We start from the raw sequence: 20521 nt of genomic DNA, 5'->3' as shown, positions 1-20521 counted from the left end.
CCGTGACCCTAACGATCCTGAAACGCCAGCCGCGCGCCGAGCGCGACCAGGATGCTGCCGCCGATCCGCTGCATGATCCGCTGCGACCTCCTGGAGCGCTGCAGCTTCGTCATCACGGCGCTGGCGAAGAGCACGCAGACGATATCGACTGCCGAGAACGTCAGGTTGACGATGGTGCCGAGCAGGAACAGTTGGGCCCAGACCGGCAGGCTTGCCGACGCATCGACGAACTGCGGCAGGAATGCCAGGAAGAAGATCGCGGTTTTCGGATTGAGCACCTCGACGACGATGCTCTGCGCGAACGCGCGCTCCGCGGAAAGCGGCGCCAACTCGGGACGCTTTGCATTGTCGCGATCGCGAAACAGCGACAGCCCGAGCCAGACCAGATAGGCCGCACCGGCAAGCTTCATCGCTGTAAATAGCGGCGGCACCGCATGAAATAAAAGCGCGAGGCCGGCGGCCGCGGCGATGACATGGACGTAGCCGCCGAGATGCAGGCCGAGCGAGGCCATCAGCCCCGCACGCCGGCCGCCCGCCAGGGTGCGGGCCGCGGCGTACAGCATGGCTGGACCGGGAATCAGCGCGAAGGTCGTGGTCGTGACCGCAAAGGCAAGGTACAATTCCATCGAAGGCTTTCGTCAATTCGCCGGGATCATCGCCGCGACTTCGTGATCAACGGGATTGTCGCTGGCGCCTAGGCCCGCGATGACACCGGCGCGATCCTCGAGCTTGCGGTTCTGGCTCATCTTCTTCTTGGCGTCGATCCGTGTGATCGGCATCCGGAAGCCGACGATGCCGCGCAGCTGCGCCTTGATGAAATCATCGGGCGCATCGCTGACCTGCCAGACTTCCTTGCGCGTACTCTCGTGCAATCGGGTCAGTCGCGTTACAACATCGAGCAGCCGGTCCGCATCCTCGAAGAACTCGGCCGCGCCGTAAGCGTGGACGGCGAGGTAATTCCAGGTCGGCACCACCTTGCCGTGCTCGGCCTTGGTCACATACCAGGACGGCGTCACATAGGCGTCGGGCCCCATGAAGATCGCCATCGCCTCACCCACGGCGGGCAGCTTCCATTGCGGATTGGGCCGCGCGACGTGACCGTACAGCGTGCCGTAGTCGCCCTCGTTCTCATTGAGGATCAGCGGCAGCGGCGTTCCGATCAGCCCGTCCACGGTCGCGGTAACCAGTGTCGCGAGCTTTGAGGCCCGCATCGCGGCGTGGATCGGGCCAAGCTCATCCATCTTGAAATGCGGCGGCAGGTACATGGCAGGCCTCTTGGCAAACCTCATCGAATTGTTGCTCGCACAATAACGCCGAAGTGGCCTATGATAAGAGCCACTTTCGATCATCATGACTGGTCCACTATGCCCCGTCTGCGCGCCACCATCAGCATCCCCTCGCTGCGGGCGGTCGACCGCGCCGCCGGACAGGTCGGACGCCAGATCGCGCGGGCGCTGCGCGCCGCCATCGCCAATGGCGAACTGAAGGCCGGCGAATATCTGCCGTCGACACGCGCGCTGTCGGCCTCGCTTGGCGTCGCGCGCGGCACGGTGACGGAAGCCTTCGAACAATTGCAGGCCGAGGGCTATCTGGAATCGCAGGTCGGCGCCGGCACCCGTGTCGCGGCGACGCTCGCCGAGCAAGCACGGCCGGTCCGCCCACCGGCTGGCCGCAGCCCGAACAAGACTGCGCCGATCGAGTTGCCGCCGCGCGCGGTGCGACTTGCCAAGGTGGTGACGGCCTTCACGCCGATGCCCGAAGTCCCGTTCGCGATTGCGGTCCCCGGAGACGCCGTCGCGCCCGACGACAATTGGCGTCGCCTTGGCAACCGCGTGCGCGCATCGCGCGCGGCAGCGCCGGCAAGCTATGGCGATCCACGCGGCCTGATGGCGCTGCGGCAGGCGATCGCCGACTATGTGCGCAAATCCCGCGCGGTGCATTGCGAGCCCGAGCAGGTCGTGATCACGGCCGGCACGCAGCAGGGCCTCTATCTCGCCGGCCGCGTGCTGCTGTCGGCGGGCGATCGGGTGTGGACCGAGGATCCGGCCTATCCCGGCATAACCGCCGTGCTCGACGATCTCGATCTCGTCACCACGCGCGTTGCCGTCGATGCGCAAGGCATCGACGTCGATGCAGCAATTGCCGCGTGCCCGGATGCGCGCGCGGCTTTCGTGACGCCTTCGCATCAGTACCCGCTGGGCATGCCGATGAGCATGGCCCGCCGCAACGCCCTGGTGGCGTGGGCGCAGCGAAGCAATGCATGGATCGTCGAGGACGACTATGACAGCGAGCTGCGCTATGCCGGTCATCCCTTCCCGTCGATGCAAGGCCTCGCGCCGTCGCGCGTGATTTATCTCGGCACGCTGAGCAAGGTGCTGTTTCCTTCGCTGCGGCTCGGCTACGTCGTGGCGCCGCTGCCGCTGATCGACGCCTTCGCCGGCGCGCGGGCGCTGCTCGACCGGCATTCACCGACCACCGACCAGCATGTGCTGGCGGCCTACATGCGCGAGGGACTGTTCGAAGCGCATATCCGGCGCATTCGCGGCGTCTACGCCGCGCGGCGCGCGACACTGATCGCATCGCTTACGCGTCACATGCCTGATGACGTGACGCTGCAGCCGAGCGACCAGGGCATGCATCTGTTGCTATGGCTGCCGCAAGGCTTCGACGACGTGCAACTGGCGAAGGCAGCACTGGCCGACGGCATCGTCGTGCGGCCGATTTCACCGATGTACCAGGCAGCGGCACGGCCCGGGTTGATGCTCGGCTTCGGCGGCTTCGAACCGGAAGAACTGGAGGCGGCGGCGATGCGGCTGCGACGCGTGATCGATCAGCACACGTCACAGCGGCGGGCCAAGCCACGCCGCACTGAGGCTTCACACTGAGTGTTCGTATCTTACTGCTCGAACGCAGCCTTGAGCCGGTTGAGCTGCGGCACCAGCGGGTTGCCGATCGACGAACGATCCGGCGCCGGCGCATGGATCGTGGTGTCGAGGCGGCGGACGCGCGCCTGCAGATCCATCGAGCGGGCGATCAGCTGCTGCAATTGCTCCGGCAGCTTGGTCACCATGTCGACCGGGCCGGGATCGGCGGCCGACAGCTTCACCTTGGTCTTCTCGCGATTGGCCTGGGTCAGCGTCATTTCGCCTTCCTTGACCGCGCGATGCAGCAGCAGCCACGAGGCAAGCTGCATCAGCCGCGTGGTCAGGCGCATGCTCTCGGTGGCATAGGTCAGGCTGACGGAGCGTTCCAGCGCCTTGGCCTCGGCACGGCCGTCGCCGTCGAGATAGGCGGCGGTCTGCTCGACCAGATCCATGCCTTCCCGGAACAGCACGCCAAATGCCGCAGAATTGGTCAGCCGTTCACTGAACAGCACAAGCCCGGCTTCGTTCTGGGAACGATCCGCCATGGTTAACGCCCTCACACCATCGTAACGCCCGCTGGCATCTGACGCGCCAGCTTATGATGAACAAATCATTGCGCGGGCGCGCCGAAGAGTCCAGCCGCAACCGGATTTATGGTTTCCAACGGATAGGACGCACAAAAAAGAGCCGCCGTTTCCGGCGGCTTTTGAAGTTGATAACAGGGAGGCGTCAAACAGAGTGGACAGGAGCCACTCGGTGTCCAAACGAGGACAATGCAGTCATAATCGAGAAAGCTTAACCGATCGTAAATGAACGGATTTCTTCAGGCTTTGTTTGCCATGTCGGCCATTGACCTAGTTTGGGACAGGTCCGCGTTGATCCCCGTGAGTCGTCCCGGCGAACGCCGGGTCCCATAGCCCCCAATGCCCGCTTTGCGCGGCAGCTGTGGCCCAGCCGAACGCGACAAGAAACAGCTGTGGTTACGGATCCCGGATCGCGCTCGCTTTGCTCGCTTGTCCGGGACGACGCTTGTGTTGTCGCTGGCTACGACTTGAAGAACGCGTTCGCTGCGTCCTTCGACGCGCGCTTCTTCGTCATCGCTTCTTTCAGGCGATCGACTTCGGCAGTGAGCAGCGCGATGCGCTCGGTCAATTCCTCGACCGACAGCAGCGAGAGATCCTGTCCGATCTCGTGGGTGATCTTCTTCCGCGGCCGGTCCTCATCCTCAATCGGCATGTGTCCTCCCCGCGATGATGATCTGGCGCCGTGCGTCCAGAGCTGGTATGTCCTTGTGCAGGAGAATTTTGCAGTGACTTTCGTGTGCGCGCAACATCTGACGCGAATGCCCCGGCCCGACCGCAAGGAGTCTGACCGGACGGGATAGTGCGCCTGCGCGCCAGGCATGAGCCGACCCAAGCCCTTCCGATCATGCGGGAGGGCTTTTTGATTTTCGATTTGATTTCGTCGGAATTTTTCTTGGGGGTCGGCATCACCGAACGCGAAAGACCCTGACCCATGACCAAAATTCTCATCACCAGCGCGCTTCCTTATGTGAACGGCGTCAAGCATCTCGGCAATCTAATCGGCTCGCTGCTGCCCGCCGACGTCCACGCCCGCTTCCGGCGGCAGACCGGTGACGACGTGCTCTTCATCTGCGCGACCGACGAGCACGGCACGCCGGCCGAGCTCGGCGCCATCGAGGCCGGAGAAGATATCAGGGAGTTCTGCGACGCGCAGCACGCCATCCAGGCCGACATCTACCGGCGCTCGGTCTGTCCTTCGATCATTTCGGCCGCACCAGCTCGCCGCACAATCATGCGTTGACGCAGCACTTCTATCGCCGGCTGGACACAGCCGGGCTGATCGAGGCGCGCTCGTCGCGGCAGGTGTGGTCGCCGGCCGACCGGCGCTTCCTGCCCGACCGCTACATACTCGGCACCTGCCCGCATTGCGGCGATCGATCGGCGCGCGGCGATCAGTGCGACCAGTGCGGCACGCTGCTTGACCCGCCCGAGTTGATTGATCCGCGCTCGGCGCTATCAGGCGACCGCGCGCTCGAGATCCGCGAGAGCCGTCATTTGTTCCTGCGCCAGTCGCAACTGGTCGACAGCATCGGTGCATGGATCGACAGCCGCACCGGCTGGCCGCCCTTTGTGGTGTCGACCGCAAAGAGCTGGCTCAATGCCGAGCTGCGCGATCGCTGCATCACGCGCGACCTCGCCTGGGGCATCGCCGTCCCGCGCGAGGGTTTTGACGGCAAGGTGTTCTACGTCTGGTTCGATGCGCCGATCGGCTACATCGCGGCGACGCAGGAATGGGCCGCGGCAGCGCCCGGCCGCGACTGGCGGGAATGGTGGTGGCAGGCCAATGACATCAGCTACATCCAGTTTCTCGGCAAGGACAACATTCCGTTCCACACCGTGAGCTTTCCGGCGACGCTGATCGGCTCCGGCGAGCCGTGGAAGACCGCCGATGTGATCAAGGGATTCCACTGGCTCAACTACGAGGGCGGCAAGTTCTCGACCAGCAGGAAGCGCGGCATCTTCACCGATGCGGCGCTGGAGGAATTGCCGGCCGATCTCTGGCGCTGGTGGCTGATCGCCAACGCGCCCGAAAGTGCCGACACCGATTTCAGCGTCGCGAGATTCGTTGCCGACGTGAACAAGGATCTCGCCGACATCTCCGGTAATCTCGCCAACCGCATCATCAGCTTTGCGCATCGTGCCTTCGACTGCCGTATCCCGGATGGTGGTGCACCCGGTGAGGCCGAGCGGCAGCTCGCGGATGATCTGGAGCAGCGCATCGCAGCGCTCCACCGCCATCACACGGCGCTGGAGTTTCGCTCCGCGGCGGCTGTGACCCGCGCGATCTGGGATACCGCGAACGCTTACCTGCAACACACCGCGCCATGGACGGCGATCAAGTCCGATCCGGCGCGCGCAGCGATCATCACCCGCACAGGCCTCAATCTTGTCGCGCTCTGCGCCGTGCTGGCGTGGAGCATCGTGCCTGATCTCGCGGAGCGCGTGCTCGGCGCACTCGGTCGCAACGATGCCGTGCCGCGCTGGCCCAATGGCCCACTGATCCCGCTGCTGGATCAAGGCGCGGGCACGCCTGTCGCAAGGCTTGGCCCGCTGGTCGAGAAAATCAGCCCCGAAAAAGCCGACCATCTGACGAGGCGGTTCGGGACTTAATGGCGTTTCGCTTCGTTGGAAAAGGCGGTATGCCACAAGCCAATCCTCTTCACTGACCAGGGACCAACCATGCCAAACCTGCCCGCGCAAATGACCGTCGTTGCCATCAGCAAGCCAGGTGGCCCGGAGGTGCTGGTGCCGGAGACCCGCGCGCTGCCGGTGCCGGGTCCCGGTGAAATCCTGGTCAAGGTCGCGGCCGCCGGCGTCAATCGCCCTGACGTCGCGCAGCGCTCCGGCTCCTATCCGCCGCCGCCCGGCGCGAGCGACCTGCCCGGCCTCGAGATCGCAGGCGAAGTGGTCGCGCTCGGCGAAGGCGCAAAGCATGAGATCGGCGACAAGGTGATGTCGCTCGTCGCCGGCGGCGGCTACGCGCAATATTGCATCGCGCAGGACGCGCAGGCGATGACCGTACCGCCCTCGTTGTCGATGCAGGAAGCAGGCGCGATTCCGGAAACGCTGATGACGGTGTGGCACAACGTGTTCGAGCGCGGCGCGCTGCAAGCCGGTGAGACGCTGCTGATCCATGGCGGCTCGTCGGGCATCGGCACGATGGCGATCCAGCTTGCCAAGGCCTTCGGCGCCAAGGTGATCGTCACCGTCGGCTCGCAGGACAAGGCCGACGCCTGCCTCAAGCTCGGCGCCGATCACGCGGTCAACTACAAGACCGAGGATTTCGTCGAGGCGGTGAAGAAGGCCACCGGCGGCAACGGCGCCGATGTCATCCTCGACATGGTGGGCGGCGACTATATCGACCGGAACTATGACGCCGCCGCCGTCGAGGGCCGCATCGTCCAGATCGCGTTCCTGTCGGGAACACCGAAGGCCACAGCCAATTTTGCCAAGCTGATGATCAAGCGGCTGCACCACACCGGCTCGACCCTACGTCCCCGTAGTAATGCGGACAAGGCGGCAATGGTTGCGGCGATCGAGGCCAAGGTGCTGCCGCTGTTGCGCGAAGGCCGCGTCAAACCGCTAATGGACAGCACATTCCCGCTGGAAAAGGCCGCCGATGCGCATCGGCGCATGGAGACCAGCGAACATATTGGCAAAATTGTGTTGGTGGTTTAACTCTCGCAGCGGAAGCAGGGGCGGAAACCCTTTGATTCCCTTCGCTTTCGTGTCATTTATCGCGCCACCTCCGGGCCGGTCGCCGGGCCCGGGCAGTTTGTCGATCGCGGAGTACTGACATTGCGTCTGATCAGGTGCCTTGCGCTGCTGGCGCTGGGCCTCATGATGTTTGCCGCTGCGCCTGACGCGTATGCGATCGACGCGGTCAGCGTGCGCAGCGATGCGCCGGCGATCGACCTCACCGCGGTTCTCGACCATCAGCGCAGCGAAACCGACCGCATCCAGGTTTCCACTGCGCCTGGAACCGACGGCATCGTGCGCCGCATCGAAGTTCGCGCCCGCGAAGGCGGCCAGAACTGGGTGGTGTTCGCGCTCGCCAACAACACCGACGACCAGCTCGACCGCCTGATCGTCGCGCCGCACTACCGCATCGTGTCATCAGGCCTGTTGTGGCCCGACCTCGGCCTGTCGCGCATCGCCACCATCACGCCGTCGGTCGGCGATCGTCCGGAGCGGCAGGAAAGCCCGACCGCCGACGTGTTTCGCATCACGCTCGATCCCGGCGCCGTCGTCACCTATGTCGCGGAACTGCGCACCGACAAGCTGCCGCAGCTCTATCTGTGGGAACCCGACGCCTACAAGGACAAGGTCAACTCGTTCACGTTGTACCAGGGCATCGTAATCGGCATCTCGGGCCTGCTCGCGCTCGTGCTCACGATTTTGTTTGTGGTCAAGGGCAGCATCATGTTCCCGGCCGCCGCGGCGCTGGCCTGGGCGGTGCTGGTCTATATCGGCGTCGACTTCGGCTTCTGGGGCAAGGTGCTCGACATGTCGAACAACGCCGAGCGCGTCTGGCGCGCGGCGGGCGAGGCAATCCTCGCGGCGACGCTGCTCGTGTTCCTGTTCGCGTATCTGAATTTGAGTCGCTGGCACGTCCGCTACTCGCACATCACGATCGGCTGGCTCGTCTTCCTCGGCTCGCTGGTGGCGCTGGCGCTGTTCGATCCCGCGGTCGCCTCCGGCATCGCGCGCATGTCGCTGGTCATGATCGCCTTCGCCGGCTTCGCGCTGATCGTCTACCTCTCCACCCACGGCTTCGACCGCGCGGTGCTGCTGATCCCGACCTGGTTCCTGCTGGTGGTCTGGGTGGTCGCGGCCGGCATGACGGTCGCGGGTTCCGTCACCAACGACATCGTCGGTCCGGCGCTGCTCGGCGGCCTGGTGCTGATCGTGATGCTGATCGGCTTCACGGTGATGCAGCACGCCTTCGCGGGCGGCGGCGCCACCACTGGCGTCGTCTCCGATGTCGAGCGCCGCGCCTTGGCGCTGACCGGCTCCGGCGATCTGATCTGGGACTGGGATGTCTCCGCCGACAAGGTGTTCACCAGCCCGGAGACCGAGGCGCTGCTCGGCCTGAAACGCGGCACGCTGGAAGGCCCGGCGGCGAAATGGCTCGAAGTGCTGCACCCGCTCGACCAGGACCGCTTCCGCGCCGCGCTCGACAGCGTGCTCGACCAGCGTCGCGGCCGCCTGGTGCAGGACTTCCGGCTGCGCACGCCCGACGGCCATTTCATGTGGTTCGCGCTGAAGGCGCGGCCCGTGGTCGGCTCCGACGGCGAGGTCTCGCGCGTGGTCGGCACCCTCACCGACGTCACCGAGTTCAAGAACTCCGAAGAGCGGATGTTGCACGACTCCGTGCATGACAATCTGACCGGGCTGCCGAACCGCCGGCTGTTCATGGACCGCCTCGGCGCGGTGGCGAACCTCGCCAAGACGATGCCGAACCTGCGGCCGACCTTGATGGTGATCGACCTCGACCGCTTCAAGCAGGTCAACGATTCCGTCGGGATCGCGGTCGGCGACTCGATCCTGCTGACGCTGGCGCGCCGTCTGACCCGCATCCTCAAGCCGCAGGACACGCTGGCGCGCATGGCCGGCGATCAGTTCGGCCTGATCCTGCTGTCCGAGCAGGACCCTGCGCGGATCACCAATTTCGCCGAGACCATCCGCAAGACCATCCGTGCGCCGATCGCGTTCAACGACCGCGAGATCTTCCTGACCGCCTCGATCGGCCTTGCGCTGTCCGACCCGGCGGCGCCGCTGACCGACGAGATCATCAAGGACGCCGAGCTTGCGATGTATCATTCGAAGCGGATCGGCGGCGACCGCATCGACGTCTACAAGCCGGCGATGCGGGCGCGGAAGACCGATCGCCTGACCTTGGAGAGCGACCTGCGCCGCGCCATCGAGCGCCAGGAGCTCACGATCCTGTACCAGCCGATCGTGCGGCTGGAGGATCGCGCGATCGCGGGCTTCGAGGCGCTGGTGCGCTGGGACCATCCCAAGCTCGGCCGGATGTCGCCGTCGGAGTTCATCAACGTCGCCGAGGAGACCGGCCTGATCGTCGATCTCGGCATGTTCGTGATGGACCAGACCGCGCGCCAGCTCGCAGTGTGGCAGCGCGCGATGCGCGCGCGCGAGCCGATCTTCGCGTCGGTCAACGTGTCGTCGCGGCAATTGCTGCGCCACGACTTGATCCACGACATCAGAACCGTACTGTCGCGCTCCTCGGTGGCGCGGGGCACGCTGAAGCTGGAGCTGACGGAATCGCTTGTCATGGAGAACCCGGAGCACGCCGCCCAGATGCTGGCGCGGATCCGCGAGCTCGGCACCGGGCTGTCGCTCGACGATTTCGGTACCGGACATTCCTCGCTGTCTTATCTGCAGCGCTTCCCGTTCGACACCATCAAGATCGACCAGTCCTTCGTCCGCACCACCAGCCGCGGCACCCGCCCGGTGATCCTGAAATCGATCATCGCGCTGGCGCACGATCTCGGCATGGAAGTGGTCGCGGAGGGCGCCGAGACGGATTCGGACGCCGTCGAGCTCTACCAGCTCGGCTGCGAATACGCGCAGGGCTTTGCCTTCGGCGAGCCGATGGACGCCGACGCCGCCACGCGCCTCCTCACCGAGGAACGGCTGGAAGCCGCGAGCTAAAGCGCTATCAAGTAAGTTAGCATCGGTCCTGCCGCGGACTCACTGTACCTCTCCCGCTTGCGGGGGAGGTCGCATCGCATCGAAGATGCGTTGCGGGTGGGGGCTCTCTCCGCGATGCGACTCGTGGAGAGATCCCCCACCCCAGCCCTCCCCCGCAAGCGGGAGAGGGAGCGCACCTTCTTCGCGGTTACTGTCCGACCTCTCAGGATTGCGCCTTAGCGCGGCTTCGGCATTCGCTTGAACCTGACGCTCCTGCCGTCGGCCTGACGCGTGGCGATGTAGCCGGCGTCGAGGCAGGCTTCGCGCTGCGGCATCTTCTCCTGCGGGCTGCGCAGGGTTTCCCACCACGACGCCCGGTGCGCGGCGCGCGGCAGCGCCGCATCGATGATCGCCTCGATCTCGTCGAAGGTCAGCACGAATTCGGGCAAATGCTGCTTCTTCAGATAGTCGCGCAGCGCGTCGTAGTCGTTCACAACATCCTCGATGACAAAAAGCCAGGGTCCGGCAACCACCCGTTAACCCATTCGGCGGCCGCTGTCGCCATTTAAGGCGACAACAAGATTTCCCGTTGCATGACGGCGCTTTGGAGCGGGACATGCCATTTCGACGGGGAAACGACGCAAGGCGGCGCTGGCGGCTATCGGCCAAGCTGCTGATCGCAGCGTCCGTTGCGACCGTCCTCGGCTTTTCCGCGATCTGCGCCGGCGTGATGTTCGACATGCGCCGCGGCGAGGAACAGCTGGCCCGCCGGACCCTGGAGAATTTGGCGTCAGGCATCGAGGCCGACATCAGCCGTAACGTCGAGCTCTACGACCTGTCGCTGCGCGCGGTCGCCAGCAATCTGGAAATGCCGGAGATCCGCGGCGTCAGCAAGGAATTGCGCCAGCTGATCCTGTTCGATCACGCCGCGACCGCAAAGCATTTCGGCGCGATCCAGGTGTTCGACACCAAGGGCAATCTGACCATCGACGCGGCGAGCCTCGATCCGCAGCCGGAGAACCGCAGCGACGAGGAGTATTTCGCCATCCAGCGCGACCATCCCGACACCGGGCTGTATGTCAGCCGGCCGATGCTGCATCGCGGCGCCTACGCCATCGTGCTGAGCCGGCGCATCACCGGCGAGGACGGCCGCTTTCTCGGCGTCGTGGTCGGCTCGATCCGCTTCAGCTACTTCCACGATCTGTTCGGGCGGCTGAACCTCACGCCGGGCGACACCATCACCGTGCTGCGCAACGACCGCACCATCATCATGCGGACGCCGTTCGATCTCGACGTGATCGGCAAGAACCTCGCCGAGCAGCTGGACTGGAGATCCGAGAACCTGAAGGTGGGCGGCGCGTTCTCCGGCAAGGGCCCGGTCGACGACACGCCGCGGCTCTATGTCAGGCGCAGCAGCAGCGGGCCGCTTTACGTCGTGGTCGGCAAGCCGCTCGAAGCCGTCTTCAATCTGTGGCGCACCGAGGCGGTCAGGATCGGCGCGATCATGGCCTTTCTGGTGCTGTTCGTGCTCAGCGCGACGCTGGTGCTCGCCCGCGAGATCGTGCGCCGCGCCGACGCCGAGGACAAGCTCGAGGAACTCGCGACCACCGACGCCCTCACCGGCCTGAAGAACCGGCGCAAGTTCGACGCCGAGATCGACCGCGAATGGCGCCGTGCCGGCCGGTACGGCCAGCCGGTCGCGCTGTTGATGATCGATGCCGATCACTTCAAGGCCTATAACGACACCTATGGGCATCAGGCCGGCGATCAGGTGCTGGTGGGAATCGCGATCTGCATTTCGGATGCGGTGCGCCGCGCCGGCGATTGCCCGGCACGCTTCGGCGGCGAGGAATTCGCCGTGCTGCTGCCCAACACGACCGCGCTCGAGGCCTTCAACCTGGCCGAGACCATCCGCGGCAAGGTCCAGCAATGGTGCGAGGGTGAGCTGATCACGACGGTGAGCATCGGCGTCGCCAGCATGCGGCCGCTCGCAGGCCAGCAATGGTCCGACCTAATCGAAGCCGCCGACAAGGCGCTCTACGCCGCCAAGGCCAACGGCCGCAACCAGTCGGTGCTCGCCGCCGTGCCGAAGATCGCGCTGGTGGCGTAGGGGCGGAGTGGGCCGCGGCAAGACACCGGGCTGCACACACAGTCAAGTTAGTCGCGCAATCTCTCCACATCGTCGTCCCGGCCTAGTGCGCAATTGCGCACTGGGGCCGGGACCCATAACCACAGGCCTTCGTTGTTGAAGCGAGCTGCGGCCCGAGCACTATGCAACAACGAGCATCGGTGGTTATGGGTCCCGGGTCGCGCTGCGCTTGCCCGGGACGACACTGAACTTGTTGCAGCGCTGGAGACCCATACATCGGCATTCTGAACGCCGCAGCGGCGCTGCCGACGCCAACTCAACCGCGATGCTTCTTCTTTGGCTTCTTGCCGAACTTCGGCTTCGCCGCCGACACGTCTGGCCAGTGTCCGGCCTGGCCGGTTTTGTTCCGATGCTGCTTTTTCTTTCCGAACCTTGGCTCATCGCCAGATTTCGGCTTCGCGCCTTTGCCGTCCCGGTCGAACCGGAATGCAGCTCTCGGTTCCTGCCTTGGCGCGTGGTCTTCACGCGAACGGCTCGCGCCTTCGCTCGAAAACGCTCGCGCCTCGCGATCCGGCTTGCCGCGTCGCTTTGCTGCTACGTCGTCACGCGGCTCGTCGCGGCGCGGTGCGCTGTGGCCGCCGTCATCCTTGTCACGCCAAGAATCGTGCCTGGGCTTGCGCGCTGGCTTGTCCGAGGGCGCCTGCCGATGCGGAGCGTCCGCCAGCGGCTCGATGCGGATGGTGTCTTCCTTGTCCGGACGCTTGATCTTGACGGCGAAGGAATCCGCGACCCGCGCGGCGATCTCGAACTCGGTGGTCGTATCCAGGATCTTGATGGCGCCGATGTCGTGCTTATCGATGCCGCCGCGACGACAGATCATCGGCAACAGCCAGCGGGCTTCGGCATTCTTTCTGCGTCCGATCGAGGCGCGGAACCAGACGCTGGCCTCCTCCATGCCGTGACGCGGGGAGGCCTTGCCGGCCTTCGATCGCGGCCCGGCAGGACGATCATCGCGGCGCGAGGTGCGCTCGCCGCGGCGCTCGTCGCGATCGCGGCTCCGGCCCTCGCCGGGATCGAGAATGTCTTCGGGCGCAGGCAGCCGCGCACGATAAAACCGGGCAAGCGCCGCGGCGATCGCCTCGGGCGACCGCTCGGCAAGCAAGGCTTGTGCGAGCACCTGATCGTCGGAGCTCATCTCCTCGGAGAACACCGCATCCTGCAGCAGGCGGTCATGGTCGAGCTTGCGGATCTCGTCCGCCTGCGGCGCAGAACCCCAGACCACATCGATGCCGGCGAGATCCAGCAGCAGCTCGGCGCGGCGCCGCCGTGCCGGCGCGGCACCAGCAGGATGCTGACACCCTTGCGGCCAGCGCGGCCGGTGCGGCCCGAGCGATGCTGCATGACCTCCGGGTCTTTCGGCAGATCGGCATGAATGACGAGGTCGAGGCTCGGCAGGTCGATGCCGCGCGCCGCCACGTCGGTCGCGACACAGACCCTGGACCGTCCGTCACGCAACGCCTGCAGCGCCTGGGTGCGCTCGTTCTGGGTCATTTCGCCTGACAGCGAGGCCACGGAGAACCCGCGCTCCAGCAGCGCCGCCTGCAAATGCCTGACGGCTTCTCGCGTGTTGCAAAACACCAGCGCGCTCGGCGCCTCATGGAAGCGCAGCACGTTGACGACCGCGTGCTCGACATCGTCGGCGGCCACCCGGATGGCACGGTACTCGATATCGGCGTGGCCGCCCTCGTCGCCCGCGACCTCGATCCGGAACGCCTGTTGCTGATACTGCTTGGCCAGCGCGACGATGCCGCGCGGAAACGTCGCCGAGAACAGCAAAGTGCGGCGCGTGTCCGGCGTGGTCTCGAGGATGAATTCCATGTCCTCGCGGAAGCCGAGATTGAGCATCTCATCCGCCTCGTCGAGAACGACGACCCGCAATCCCGAAATGTCGAGGCGGCCGCGCCGCAAATGGTCGCACAACCGGCCGGGCGTGCCGACCACGATGTGGGCGCCTGCGGCAAGCTCGCGCTGCTCGCGGCGCGGGTCCATGCCGCCGACGCAGGAGACGACGCGACCGCCCGCATGCTCATAGAGCCATGCGAGCTCGCGCTGAACCTGCAAGGCGAGCTCGCGCGTCGGCGCGACGATCAGCGCCAGCGGTGCGGCGGCCGGCTCGAACCGCTCGGCGCCGTCGAGCAGATCCTTTGCCATGGCCAATCCGTAGGCAACGGTCTTGCCCGAACCGGTTTGGGCCGAAACGAGAAGATCACGGTCGACGGCGTCGTCCGCGAGCACGGCGAGCTGGACAGGGGTCGGCTGTTCGTAGTTGCGCTCAGCCAAGGCGCGGGCGAGCGGCGAACTTGTGGTCGGGAAGGGCACGGGATGGAAAACCTTGATTGGTCCGGGTGCAGAACGTCGAGCAGGACGACCTGAGGCTGCGTACCCGGCAGGCGGCACAGCCGCATGACGATTTGGGTTGCTTTACGCCAAGAACAACCAAACCGCCATGCCCCCAAGGCCCCCCAAGCCGGAAAAGGTGCCGGATCAGGCCGGCTGTCCGAGCGGGGCCTGGCTGCCGGCGATCCTGTCCACCAATCCGGACAGCCGCGATGGCGGCGGGCTGGCTGCGGCAATCAGGCCGCCCGCCCCGCGCAACGCGCCCGGCATCAGCTCGCAGGCCAGCAGCCGATCGCGCTCATATGGACCGGGCATGCGGAGCGCGGCGGTCTTCTCGGCCGAGAAGCCGAAGCGGCGGTAATAGGCGGCGTCGCCGACGAGGATGACGGCGCGGTGACCGAGCCGATGCGCCCGCTGCAAGGCCTGCCGCATCAGCGCGGCGCCAATGCCGAGACATCGCGCATCCTCCGCCACCGCGAGCGGGCCGAGCAGCAGGCAGGCGTGACCGGTGCCGGTCACGACCGGCCACAGCCTCAATGTGCCGACCAGCCGGCCGCCGCGCCGGGCGACCAGGGCAAGGCCGCGCGCCGGCTTGCGCCCTTCGCGCAGCCGCTCCGAGGTCTTGGCGAAGCGGCCCGGGCCGAACGCGGCATCGAGCAGGGCTTCGCGCGCCGCCACGTCGGAACGGCGCTCCTGGCGGATCGCGATCCGTTCGCGGCTCGGGGAACCAAGCAGCGGCATCACGCGACCCTCGCCAGATAGATGAAGACCTCGTCGAGGTCCCGGCACTTGAAGCGCTCGGCGAGCTCGCCCGGACGTCCCATCGCGACGACGCGGCCGTGGCTCATGATGACGACGAAGTCGCAGAGCTGCTCGACCTCGGTCATGTTGTGCGAGGACAGCAGGATGGTGGCGCCGCGGCGCTTTTGATAGGCCCGCAGCCGGCTGCGCACCCACTCGGCACGGTCAGGATCGAGCGATGCGGTCGGCTCGTCGAGCAGCAGCACGTCCGGGTCGTTGATCAGCGCCTTGGCGACGGCGACGCGGGTCTTCTGCCCGGCCGAGAGCCGCCCGGTGACGCGGTCGAGCACGTCGCCGAGCTCGAAATCCTCGATCAATTCCTCGATCCGCGCCTTGAGATTGGCGACGCCATAGAGCCGGCCGAACACCGTCAGGTTCTGCCGCACGGTGAGCCGTCCCGGCAACGCGACATAGGGGCTTTCGAAATTCATCCGACTGAGCACCTTGTGACGCTCGGTCGCCATGTCGTGGCCGAGCACCATGGCGCGGCCGAAGCTTGGCACCACCAGGCCCATGATCATGGCGATGGTGGTGGTCTTGCCGGCGCCGTTGCCGCCGAGCAGGCCGACGGTCCAGCCCTTCGGCACGTTGAAGTTCACGTCGTCGACGGCCCAATGGGTGCGGTACTTCTTGCAGAGGTCCTCGACCGCGATGGCTGGCACCTCATCGATACCGAGGCTGTCAGGCGCATTGTCCTGCGCGGGCGTGGCGTTTGGCGACACCGGTGTCAGATGTCTGCGGGGCAAAAAGCGTTCGATGCGGCTCATGGATGTCTCCCCTTACTCGCCCATGGTGAGCAGGCCGCCCTTGTGGCGGGCGCTCTGCAACAGGGCAACGAATGTGGCGAAGCCCAAGCCGAGATAGACGGCATTGAGCGCGAGGCATTCGATCATCAGGTCGGTGCGGAAGGTGCCGTCGAGCAGCACGGCGCGCATGCCCTCGAACACATAGGTCGGCGTCAGCGACCAGGCGACCGGGTGCAGCCAGGCCGGCAGCGCCTCGACCGGGTAGTAGACGCAGCACAGCGGCAGCAGCACGATCATGATCGAGTAGGCTAGGCTTTCGGCGCCGAGGCCCTGGCGGATCACGAGGCCGGCGACGACGAGCCCGATCGCCCAGCTGGTCAGCACGAGGTTGAAGAAGAACGCGATCAACCCCGGCCCCATCGCATAGACGTTGAAGCCGAACAGCAGCAACGTCAGCAATGTCACCGGCAACGTGCCGATCACCAGCCGGATCAGACTCATCAGCATCAGCGAGGCCGCGAGCTCGAAAGGCTGCAACGGGCTCATCATCAGGTTGGCGAGATTGCGCGACCAGATCTCCTCCAGGAAGGTGAAGGTGAAGCCGAGCTGGCCGCGAAACAGCACGTCCCAGAGCAAGACGGCGCCGAGCAGCAGGCCGGCGGTCGAGGCCATCGCCGACTTGCTCTGATAGAGGTAGGTGTAGAGGAATCCCCACACCAGCATCTGCATCGCCGGCCAGTAGATGATCTCGAGCAGCCGCAGCCATGACGAGCGCAGGATGTAGTAGTAGCGCGCCGTCATGGCGGCGATGCGGTTCAATGACTGTGTCATGGCATCCACCCGTGCGGCTGGCATTAGTCGATCTCGCGGCGGATCGGGCGGCGCTTGCCGACCTTGGGCGGAAACGCCAGCAGCGCGTTGGCCTGCACCCGGACCGGATGCTCGAGGCAGGCTGCGAGCAGATCCTCGAGATGCGCGACCGAACCATGCAGCCGCGACATTGGCGTATCCTGGCCGAGCACGACCCGCGCCTCGACGAGGTCGACGCCGCGCTGCACGATCTCGAACTGCGCCAGATGCAGATTGCAGTCGAACATCCAGCGATAGGTCGCATCCAGGATGCTGCCGGCCGGCACCTTGCGGCCGTCGCGATTGACGAAGGCGTCGTTGAGCCGGCCATCGATGCTGGCGATCTGCGACCAGTTGATATCAGACGGCGCAGGATTGGCCGGCTGGGTGATGTAGTCGCCCTGCACGTAGCGGATGAACGGCATCGCCTCGTTAAGCAAATTGGTGATCACGGCGATACCGGACTGGCCGGCAGCCTGCGGCGCCATCGTGACGGGGTCGAGCACGTCGAGATGCACGGTGTCCTCACAGACGTGATACTGGCCGTCGGGCATCTCGAGTGCGATCCGCGTCGCCTCCTCGGAGGAATACTCGTCGAGCACGGGCACGCCGAGCTGGCGCGACCATTCCGCACGGGCAGTGCGCGAGGAGTATTCCGAATGCGTCACCGCGAGATTGAGCGAGGAGCGGAACTCGTCGACATGCGGCATCAGCGCGTCGAGGCTCGACGGATAGAGCGAGAGGATCTTCGGCCCGAGATAGCGCAGATGCTGGGCGACGCGCGCCGGCGGGATCAGGTTCGAGATGAAGGCGGTCGGATAGTCGCCGCCGATCGAATCGAACCACCACGGCACGGTGTAGACATGGGCGAGCAAATCCTCGGCGCGGTAGTTGCCGCCGCTCTGCATCGCGAACTGGCGGACGCCCTGGATGGTGTCGGTGATGACGGCGTCATAATCGACGCGGATCAGCAACGTCTGGCCGGACGAGCCGGATGAGCGCGTCGGAAACAGGGTTTCCGGCTTGTACTTCTTGTTGACGCACTGCTCCGGGAAGGCCGCGACCAGCTCGGGCTTGGTGATGACCGGGATCTTCTGGATGTCGTCATAGTCGCGCAGGTGCTCCGGCTTGAAGCCGGCCGCATCATACTTGGCGCGGTAGACCGGAATGTCGCGGTAGGCGAGCTCGACCAGCTCCTTGATCCGGGCGAACTGCCGCGCGCGGATTTCCGATACCGGCAGATAGGGATGCCGCATGCATTCGCCGAGATAGTTCGCGGTGGCCGCGACCAGCTCGGGTGCTGCCTCGTTGGAAGGCTGAAAGTCCGGGCGGGTGTGCTCGGTCTCCCAGAACTGGCGCTGCGGCGCGCCGGCCGCATCGGCGGGAACGAGGGACGCGGCGGCTTGATCATGCTCCGGCACCAGAGCAAGGCCGTCATCGGAAACGCTGATCGCAAGGGAAGACGTCATCTTCAGCTCCATGATTGACGGGAGGACCGCCCGTTCATGGCGCTATCAATGGCTCGCGGCGCTGGCTCCCGCCGTGACGCGCGTCACACGCGGTCGCACCCGCGATCACCGCAGCTACGTAGGGCGGGTTAGGCGAAGCCGTAACCCGCCATCGCTCCAGCGCATCGCGTTGCGGCGGGTTACGCGGAGCCTGTCATCGGGCCGCCCTGCGGGCGGACCCGTTGGCTAACCGCCTTACAGGACTGATTGCTTCAGTCGGCTACTTGCCCCAGGTCGCCTTCCTGATTCGCCCCTTGCCGCCGCATTTCTTGCAGGGCTCGGGATAGATCTTCCGTCCCGGCTCGCCCGGCTGCTTCACCTCTGGAAAGCCGGTCCCGTTGCACGCGTCACACTTTTCTTCATCGGAAACAAGGTGCTTCACCATCTACCGCCTTGGATTGAAGAATCCGGAAGCCCGCGGGCGCGGACTTCTGCCACCCGTTGGTTTACGAACGGCGGCGGGTTATGGTTTCAGGCGCATGGCTGCTCTGCGCAGCAACGCAATTGAGAGATCGGGGGAACGACAACGGCACGATCGCCGTTGTCAGCTTCTCGTTGACGCGACCTCACTTCGCCTTGAGCGCCTTGTCGTGGCTCTCGAGTGCGGATGCCATCAGCTTCGGCAATTGCGCGGCATAGACCTCGATGAAGGTGGCATCGCCACAGGCCTCAGGATCGCGCGCGGCCTGCTCGGCGACGCGCGCGGCCTTGGCCTCGCATTTCGCGAACACGTGCCAGAACCAATCCGGGCTCTTGCCGAGCGCCGGCTTGTGCTTCTTGATGACGGCGGCGCCGACTGCGCTCATCGCGTTGACGACGCCGGCGCCCAGCGTGCTGATGGCCCGCGCGTTCAGGATATCCTCGCGCGATTGCGCGGTGGTATTGGTCGCGGTCGCTCGTCCTTTGGCCGGCATGCTCAAGCTCCTTGTCGATCCCTGCTCCGTCCTGTGCGGCAGGCGAAGCATCGGCCGGGGAAGTTGAGGAAGGCTCAAGGGGCATGGTTGAAAACCGCTATGGATTTCATTCCGGTTTTATGCGCTTCCGAGCGATCGGGCCTGGAGGGATTTTTGAGTTCCCGTCAGGCGCGCGATCCGTCAGGAGCCATTACCCTTTCGCGGCGGCTACAAGAGCAATGTCGCGCTCTATCCGGCTACTGCGGCCCCTGCGCGGCGCGCGCCGCGAACATCGCCAGCAGCCGCCCCCAATCGCCTTCGGTATCGAACACGCGGCGCATCTCGGCGGCGCGGGCGCCGTAACGGTCGAGCTTGCGATGCTCCAGCTCGACGCGGGTGGCGTCCTTGCCGTCGGCGATGAAGCGCACCTCGATCTCGGTCTTCAGGTTTGGATCGTACTGCCAGTCCGCCGTGATGTCCCACGACAGCACGAGGCGCGACGGCGGCTCCCAGAGCAGCACGCTGCCCCAGTCGCAGGTGCTGCCGTCGTCGCCGCGCTCGTACCAGCGGCCGCCGACGCGCGGCTCGATGATCGCATCGACCGCGTTGGTCTTGCCGATCTTGTAATGCGCGAGCGGCCACCACGTACCCATCTGCGCGGTGAAGACGCGCCAGGCCACCGCTGGCGGCGCCTCGACATTCATCACCTTGCGGACGCTGTAGGGATCGCAATTGTCGGAGGTCGCTTGCGTCGTCATCGGGATCTCCTCTGTTTTGCGGCTTCGCGTTCGGCCGCTTGCTTGAACGAAGTGAGTGTCTTGTCCCAAAATCCGTCGAGCCAGCCGCGCAGGCTCTCGAGCCCGCGGGTGTCGATGGCGTAGAGCCGCCGCGTGCCTTTGATCCGCACCACGGCGAGGCCCGCGTCCTTCAGCACCCGAAGATGCTGCGAGACCGCCGGGCGGCTGACCTTGAGGCCGTCGGCGATCTCCTGCACCGATCGATTGCCCTCGCGCAGCCGCTTGAACACCAGGCGGCGGGTCGGGTCTCCCAGCGCGTCGAGCGCGCGTTCTGCGCTGATCATGATCGTATCGTCCGTTGTCGAAATTATCGTAAGTCTATGCTTACGGTAAGTCAAG

General features: G+C 65.6%; 17 protein-coding genes and 2 pseudogenes. 5 read left to right on the top strand and 14 right to left on the bottom strand.

The window, feature by feature from the left end; translation table 11 throughout:
- Positions 1-8: 8 nt before the first annotated feature.
- Together ACVIGB_RS36400 and ACVIGB_RS36395 are read right to left on the bottom strand one after the other, a co-directional pair.
- Positions 9-626 (bottom strand): LysE family translocator, encoded by a 618-nt coding sequence (locus ACVIGB_RS36400; RefSeq protein WP_456719058.1) that lies wholly within the window; start codon positions 624-626, stop codon positions 9-11.
- A 12-nt stretch (positions 627-638) separates the two neighbouring features.
- Positions 639-1265 (bottom strand): FMN-binding negative transcriptional regulator, encoded by a 627-nt coding sequence (locus ACVIGB_RS36395; protein WP_456719059.1) that lies wholly within the window; start codon positions 1263-1265, stop codon positions 639-641.
- A 99-nt stretch (positions 1266-1364) separates the two neighbouring features.
- Between ACVIGB_RS36395 and pdxR the strand changes: the two genes are divergently transcribed.
- Positions 1365-2885 (top strand): MocR-like pyridoxine biosynthesis transcription factor PdxR, encoded by a 1521-nt coding sequence (pdxR, locus tag ACVIGB_RS36390; protein WP_456749265.1) that lies wholly within the window; start codon positions 1365-1367, stop codon positions 2883-2885.
- A gap of 11 nt (positions 2886-2896) precedes the next feature.
- Here pdxR and rcdA read toward each other — a convergent pair whose 3' ends face one another.
- Positions 2897-3409 carry a protease adaptor protein RcdA gene (gene rcdA, locus ACVIGB_RS36385; RefSeq protein WP_092123179.1) on the bottom strand — a complete coding sequence of 171 codons (513 nt, stop codon included), beginning with the start codon at positions 3407-3409 and terminating at the stop codon, positions 2897-2899.
- A gap of 499 nt (positions 3410-3908) precedes the next feature.
- Positions 3909-4100, bottom strand: coding sequence for a DUF1192 domain-containing protein (locus ACVIGB_RS36380; protein WP_106323181.1), 192 nt, complete (start codon positions 4098-4100; stop codon positions 3909-3911).
- Between the two features lie 279 nt (positions 4101-4379).
- Here ACVIGB_RS36380 and metG point away from each other — a divergent pair.
- The 3 genes and pseudogenes from metG to ACVIGB_RS36365 all read left to right on the top strand — a co-directional run bounded on the left by metG (position 4380) and on the right by ACVIGB_RS36365 (position 10123).
- Positions 4380-6058: pseudogene (metG, locus tag ACVIGB_RS36375) on the top strand (methionine--tRNA ligase).
- A 69-nt stretch (positions 6059-6127) separates the two neighbouring features.
- A complete protein-coding gene (locus tag ACVIGB_RS36370; RefSeq protein WP_456719061.1) occupies positions 6128-7126 on the top strand; it encodes an NAD(P)H-quinone oxidoreductase in 999 nt (332 codons plus the stop codon).
- Between the two features lie 120 nt (positions 7127-7246).
- Complete coding sequence (locus tag ACVIGB_RS36365; protein ID WP_171947977.1) at positions 7247-10123, top strand: EAL domain-containing protein; 2877 nt, start codon at positions 7247-7249, stop codon at positions 10121-10123.
- 215 nt (positions 10124-10338) lie between these two features.
- Here ACVIGB_RS36365 and ACVIGB_RS36360 read toward each other — a convergent pair whose 3' ends face one another.
- Positions 10339-10596, bottom strand: a complete 258-nt coding sequence (locus tag ACVIGB_RS36360) for a DUF7662 domain-containing protein (protein WP_092123173.1) — start codon at positions 10594-10596, stop codon at positions 10339-10341.
- Positions 10597-10718: 122 nt separating this feature from the next.
- Between ACVIGB_RS36360 and ACVIGB_RS36355 the strand changes: the two genes are divergently transcribed.
- Positions 10719-12212 carry a sensor domain-containing diguanylate cyclase gene (locus ACVIGB_RS36355; protein ID WP_456719062.1) on the top strand — a complete coding sequence of 498 codons (1494 nt, stop codon included), beginning with the start codon at positions 10719-10721 and terminating at the stop codon, positions 12210-12212.
- 295 nt (positions 12213-12507) lie between these two features.
- Here ACVIGB_RS36355 and ACVIGB_RS36350 read toward each other — a convergent pair.
- The 9 genes and pseudogenes from ACVIGB_RS36350 to ACVIGB_RS36310 all read right to left on the bottom strand — a co-directional run bounded on the left by ACVIGB_RS36350 (position 12508) and on the right by ACVIGB_RS36310 (position 20469).
- A pseudogene (locus ACVIGB_RS36350) lies at positions 12508-14570 on the bottom strand (DEAD/DEAH box helicase).
- A 165-nt stretch (positions 14571-14735) separates the two neighbouring features.
- Positions 14736-15329: a GNAT family N-acetyltransferase gene (locus tag ACVIGB_RS36345; protein WP_456719064.1), complete on the bottom strand. Its 594-nt coding sequence runs from the start codon at positions 15327-15329 to the stop codon at positions 14736-14738.
- Entirely contained in the window at positions 15329-16156 is an 828-nt protein-coding gene (locus ACVIGB_RS36340; RefSeq protein ID WP_456719065.1) for an ABC transporter ATP-binding protein, read from the bottom strand. Before ACVIGB_RS36340 ends, ACVIGB_RS36345 begins: the two co-directional genes overlap by 1 nt.
- A 12-nt stretch (positions 16157-16168) precedes the next feature.
- Positions 16169-16966: an ABC transporter permease gene (locus ACVIGB_RS36335; protein ID WP_244549762.1), complete on the bottom strand. Its 798-nt coding sequence runs from the start codon at positions 16964-16966 to the stop codon at positions 16169-16171.
- 23 nt (positions 16967-16989) lie between these two features.
- Positions 16990-18453, bottom strand: a complete 1464-nt coding sequence (locus ACVIGB_RS36330) for a phenylacetate--CoA ligase family protein (protein WP_456719066.1) — start codon at positions 18451-18453, stop codon at positions 16990-16992.
- Positions 18454-18712: 259 nt separating this feature from the next.
- Positions 18713-18874: a hypothetical protein gene (locus ACVIGB_RS36325; protein ID WP_456719067.1), complete on the bottom strand. Its 162-nt coding sequence runs from the start codon at positions 18872-18874 to the stop codon at positions 18713-18715.
- Between the two features lie 184 nt (positions 18875-19058).
- A complete protein-coding gene (locus ACVIGB_RS36320) occupies positions 19059-19406 on the bottom strand; it encodes a hypothetical protein (RefSeq protein WP_456719068.1) in 348 nt (115 codons plus the stop codon).
- Between the two features lie 236 nt (positions 19407-19642).
- Positions 19643-20143: an SRPBCC family protein gene (locus ACVIGB_RS36315; RefSeq protein WP_456719069.1), complete on the bottom strand. Its 501-nt coding sequence runs from the start codon at positions 20141-20143 to the stop codon at positions 19643-19645.
- On the bottom strand, positions 20140-20469 hold the full coding sequence (locus ACVIGB_RS36310; RefSeq protein WP_456724988.1) for an ArsR/SmtB family transcription factor: 330 nt from the start codon (positions 20467-20469) through the stop codon (positions 20140-20142). The genes ACVIGB_RS36315 and ACVIGB_RS36310 overlap by 4 nt, the downstream gene beginning before the upstream one ends.
- Between the last annotated feature and the right edge of the window lie 52 nt (positions 20470-20521).

It is taken from the genome of Bradyrhizobium sp. USDA 4341, assembly GCF_054063755.1.
The sequence above is the reverse complement of the archived record's forward strand: the minus strand, read 5'-3'. Positions and strand labels throughout refer to the sequence as shown.